Source organism: Gordonia sp. 852002-10350_SCH5691597, from assembly GCF_001665715.1.
GTDB classification, from domain to species: domain Bacteria; phylum Actinomycetota; class Actinomycetes; order Mycobacteriales; family Mycobacteriaceae; genus Gordonia; species Gordonia sputi.
Genome location: NZ_LZMO01000041.1, coordinates 1 through 4,096, shown reverse-complemented (window position 1 = coordinate 4,096; position 4,096 = coordinate 1). Strand labels below are relative to the sequence as shown.

Annotated in this window: 8 protein-coding genes; 1 reads left to right on the top strand and 7 read right to left on the bottom strand. The window is 69.3% G+C overall.

The genetic code is table 11. The annotated features are described in order from the left end of the window. The 7 genes from A5777_RS03055 to A5777_RS03025 all read right to left on the bottom strand — a co-directional run. Positions 1–253: hypothetical protein (locus A5777_RS03055; protein ID WP_197502277.1), on the bottom strand; the 253-nt coding region annotated here is incomplete at its 3' end. 56 nt (positions 254–309) lie between these two features. Beyond that, entirely contained in the window at positions 310–1,287 is a 978-nt protein-coding gene (locus tag A5777_RS03050; protein WP_064861576.1) for a hypothetical protein, read from the bottom strand. Beyond that, positions 1,280–1,969 carry a hypothetical protein gene (locus tag A5777_RS03045; RefSeq protein ID WP_064861575.1) on the bottom strand — a complete coding sequence of 230 codons (690 nt, stop codon included), beginning with the start codon at positions 1,967–1,969 and terminating at the stop codon, positions 1,280–1,282. Before A5777_RS03045 ends, A5777_RS03050 begins: the two co-directional genes overlap by 8 nt. Position 1,970: 1 nt before the next feature. Continuing rightward, positions 1,971–2,255 carry a DUF3040 domain-containing protein gene (locus A5777_RS03040; protein WP_064861574.1) on the bottom strand — a complete coding sequence of 95 codons (285 nt, stop codon included), beginning with the start codon at positions 2,253–2,255 and terminating at the stop codon, positions 1,971–1,973. Next, complete coding sequence (locus A5777_RS03035; RefSeq protein ID WP_064861573.1) at positions 2,242–2,577, bottom strand: hypothetical protein; 336 nt, start codon at positions 2,575–2,577, stop codon at positions 2,242–2,244. Before A5777_RS03035 ends, A5777_RS03040 begins: the two co-directional genes overlap by 14 nt. Before the next feature lie 73 nt (positions 2,578–2,650). Beyond that, the gene (locus A5777_RS03030; RefSeq protein ID WP_064861572.1) at positions 2,651–3,430 is read right to left on the bottom strand and encodes a hypothetical protein; all 780 of its coding nucleotides are present in this window, start codon (positions 3,428–3,430) and stop codon (positions 2,651–2,653) included. Then, positions 3,427–3,633 (bottom strand): hypothetical protein, encoded by a 207-nt coding sequence (locus A5777_RS03025; RefSeq protein WP_064861571.1) that lies wholly within the window; start codon positions 3,631–3,633, stop codon positions 3,427–3,429. Before A5777_RS03025 ends, A5777_RS03030 begins: the two co-directional genes overlap by 4 nt. 118 nt (positions 3,634–3,751) lie before the next feature. Between A5777_RS03025 and A5777_RS03020 the strand changes: the two genes are divergently transcribed. Next, entirely contained in the window at positions 3,752–4,048 is a 297-nt protein-coding gene (locus A5777_RS03020; protein WP_156529265.1) for a hypothetical protein, read from the top strand. Positions 4,049–4,096: the final 48 nt, after the last annotated feature.

Below are 4,096 nucleotides of genomic sequence, written 5' to 3'. Positions count from 1 at the left end.
CGTCCGCGCCGATCGGGGCCGTCTCACCGAAGGCGGTGAGGGTTCCGTCGCGCACCACCGCGCGGCCGAGAGGGACGTACCCGAAACCGATGACGGTCGGCAACGGCACGGCCACCGACGACACTACGGAGTAGCAATTGTCCACCACCGGCGCAGACGGGGCGGCGGCCGCGGTGCCCGTGCCCAGGGCCAGCGCTCCGGCGGCGGCACCGGCCAGAGCGGCGGTGGTGAGGGCGGTCTTGATGTTCGTCATGGTGTGACTCCTTGTTATGTAGATGATTTCGGGGCTGCGGACCGCTCAAACAGGGACTACTTGCTCGGGACTGAGCTGCTCGACGTCGACGCACCACCTCCTTCCGCGTCCGACGGCGCGGCGAGCGTCACCAGGGCGACCGAGTCGCCCATCAGTGCCACCGCTTTCGTCGGCTCACCGGCAACACCTTGAATCAGGTCTACCGTCGCGGTGCCGTCGACCAGGCCGGCCGCTCCCGCCGGGATCTGCCCCGACACCGCATACGCGCCAGGTGTGCCGTGCTCGCACGACCCGGCCGTCGGTGCGTCACCGCCGGGCCAGTCGCGGTCGCCGGTCACCGTCACCGCATCGTCGCTGACGGTGACATCGGCCTTGCGCCACGCCGGTGCGGGCGCGTCGTCGGGTGCGGTATACGCGTAGGCGGCCCACGCAGTCTTACTGAGCTGGATCAGGTCGAGCCGTTTTGCACCACGCGCCAGCAGCTTCTTCTCCTGACCTGCATCGGCGGCCTCAGCCCGCGTCTTGGCCTGAACGAACGTCTCTGGCAGCGGCGCCGTGGCGTCGATCACCAACCCCAACCGCGGCCGTGCCGACCCCGTCATCACGGCGTCGGCGAGGGTGCCCGTCGCCGATGTCGCGGCGGCGGCGCCCACCCGGCACGTGTCGACCGCACCAACCGTCGCGTCGACCTCGCTGCGCACCGCCGATGACTTCGACGCGACCGCACTCGATGCCGCGGCGTACTTGCTCGACGCACCAGCTTTGACGTCCGCGACGGTGGCCTGGTTGCCGATGCCGTGCAGTGCGAACGCGATGCCACCGCCGACCACCGCGATCACCGCGACGGCGCCCGCGGCCAACAGCGCCTTGCTACGACCGGTCAGCGCGGGCGTCGCAGAGGTCGCAGCCTCGTGCGGAGCATCGACAGGAACCTCCTCGACCTCCTCGATCTCGACATCATCACCGAGCGCGGCGACTTCGGCCTTCGACAGCTCGTTACCCTCCTCGTCGAAGTACCCCGTGTGCTCAGACATCCGACTGCTCCTTCTTGACGACGCGACGAACGATCTTCTTCGGAGCGGCTGCCACCGGTTCCGGTGCGAGCTGCGGCTGGCCCGGCGCTGGCGAGACCTGCTGCACCACTGCCGGAGCGGGAGCCGGGGCAGGAGCCGGGGCAGGAGCCACCGAGTGCGTCGGTGTCGGTGCCGGGTCGGCCACCACGCCCTGGCGCTTGAGCGACGCGAGGATCGACGGCAGCAGGCTGGGGAACACCACGATTGCTCCCACCATCGCCGCCGCGCCGCCCGCGATGTACAAGTTCGAGAAGATGCCCAACGCCGCACTGACCGCCGCGCGCAGGACCAGGAACGCGATCGCGTATGCCGCCGAAATGAGCACCATGATCGGCATGTTCGCCTTGGCCAGGGCCGCCTTGTATTCACCGGCGACCTGCGCCACGACGCTCTTGGTCACCGCGAAATCGTCGTCGGCGGCCGCTTGCCGCGCCGGCACGGTGATCCTTCCCGCCCCATACGCCAGGCGGATCATCATCACCAGCATCATCGAGAATCCCGATGCCGCCATTTCCGCGTTCGGCCCCTGTGCCACGCTCCACGCGATCGCACCGGCGCCGCCGAAGAGCAACAGTGTCGATGCGATTCGCAAGATCTCGCCCGTGCCGGACTGCACATGAATGTCAATCTTCTGTTCGCTCATGTCATTTCACCTTCTTGTCCTTGTTGTCCTTGCCATCCACAACCGTCGGCACCACGATGACCGCGATGCCGGCCACCACCGCCGCGCCCGCGACCCACCGCCACGGTCCGCCCAAGGCGATGCCGAGCACGACGACGGCGAGACCGGCCAGGACCGCGAGTAGGACCAGTGCGGTGATCCAGCGGCCGTGCGGCGCTTGGTGTTCCATGCCGTCGTCCTCTCGGTCCTCGATCGGTGTGGTCGTCGGTAGCGGTTCGGTGTCCCCGAGCAGTTCAGCGATCGTCATCGGGGATCTCCCGGTCGACGTCGAACTGCACCGGCCGGGCGGCCTCCTCGCGCCACTGGGCGACGTCGTCGCGCACCCGCATGGACAACCTCTCCAGCGCCGCCAGCAGCTCATCGCCGATCGCGATCCGGTCCGCGGTGGTGTCGAACCCTGGGCGACCGCGACCCGCGCGCACGCGTGCCTCATCGAGCAGGCCGTTCCACAGCGTCGGGCGGTTCGATGCCAAAAAGTGCCGCTCCAGCAAGGCGACAGCCTCGGCCGCGCGCGCCAGCTCGACCAGTCCGTTCTCGATGTCGGCCAGCGGGTTGATGTTCGTTGCCATGATCAGTTGCTCTCCTTGTTGTTGTTGTCGTTGTCGCCCTCGGCCGTTGCGCCGAGGAAGTCGGGTGACGCCGTCATATCCGCTCCGAGTCGTCCCAGTCGCCGTCGTCGACGCCGCCATCGCGATCGTCGCCACCACCACCGATGTCGTCGTTGAGGGCATCGGCCGCGTCATCCTCGTCGTCGGGGATCACCGGTGGCACGTAGTCGGTGTCGCCACCGGCGTCGAGCTTGAACTTCTCGCCGTCGCCGATCTCGCGAAAGTTCCCGTCGGCGTTGCGGTCCGACTTGGCCACCGCGCGCTTGGGCACGCCGCGCCAGCCCCACGCCCAGATCTCGAAGGCCACCACGCCGAGAGACGCCGCGACCTGCCACACCAACCATCCCCACCACGGGCCGAAGTCCAGCAGGGTCAGCGGGAAGTACCGGTCGAGGTGCAGGCGCAGGCCAAACGGCACGTCGGCCAGCACGAGCGCGGCCAGCGAGGTCGCCGATGCCACGGCCCACGGCCACCACCACAATCGCCCGATCCTCGGTGATGCCCACAGCAGGCCCCGGTACCCGGCCAGTCCGAGGGCGGTGCCCGGACCGGCCACCACCACGGCGACGACGGCGGCGATCCCGTAGCGCACCCGCCGACCGCGCTCGCCGGTCGCTGGATTGCGCGTCAGCCGGCTCCACAGATCCGGGGTGACCTCGTCCGCCGCCGCGACGGTCTCCAGGCCCGCCCCGGCGCGAGTGCCGCGACGGACGTCGCGGCCGAGGATCTCCGAGCGCCGGCGCAACGTCCCGCCGGGCTTGCTGTGGGCCAGGCGATAGGCACTGCGCTCGCGCTCCCACCGGTAGGCGGTCACCGCCCACCGCCGAGGCACTGATCGAGCTGAGCCGCGTCACTGATCGGGAGGCAGCCGACGAGGGTTCCCCTGTCGACGCCGCCGCCGGACGCGGCGCACCCGCCGCCGACCGACAGCCCGAGCACGAAGATCACGACGACCACGACCACCTTGACCGCCGTCCGACCGCTGATCCGCGGTCGCGAACCCTTGGCCTTGACCATGCTGACTCCTTCCGCGGGACACCTGGTCCCGACGATCGCTGCGACTTCCCATACCGTACCCAAGGCGGGTAGAGTAGTCAATACCGAACCCAAGGTGGGTAAGGCAGTAAGATCCAACATGAAAGGTCAGCGAAACGATGTCTACGAAAGAGAGCACCGCATGTCGCAGGGGGAGAAGTTGAGCGCCAAGCAGGTCGTGCCGATGACAGCCGGTGAACTCACCGCGCTGCGCGCGGCGGCCAAGCGCGCCGACATGACCCCGGGCCTGTTCAGCCGCACCATTCTGATGCACGGGCTGGCCAACGTCGACGACCTCGCCGACGCCATCGCCGAGGAGAAGGCCGCCAGCGCCGCCCGGATCTCCGAAGGCGCCACCGCCGCTATCCGGCAGCGCTGGGACAGAGAGGAGCCCTGATGGCGCTCGCGCGCAAGCAGCCCCAGGCGCGCCGGGCCGCGCCGGCAC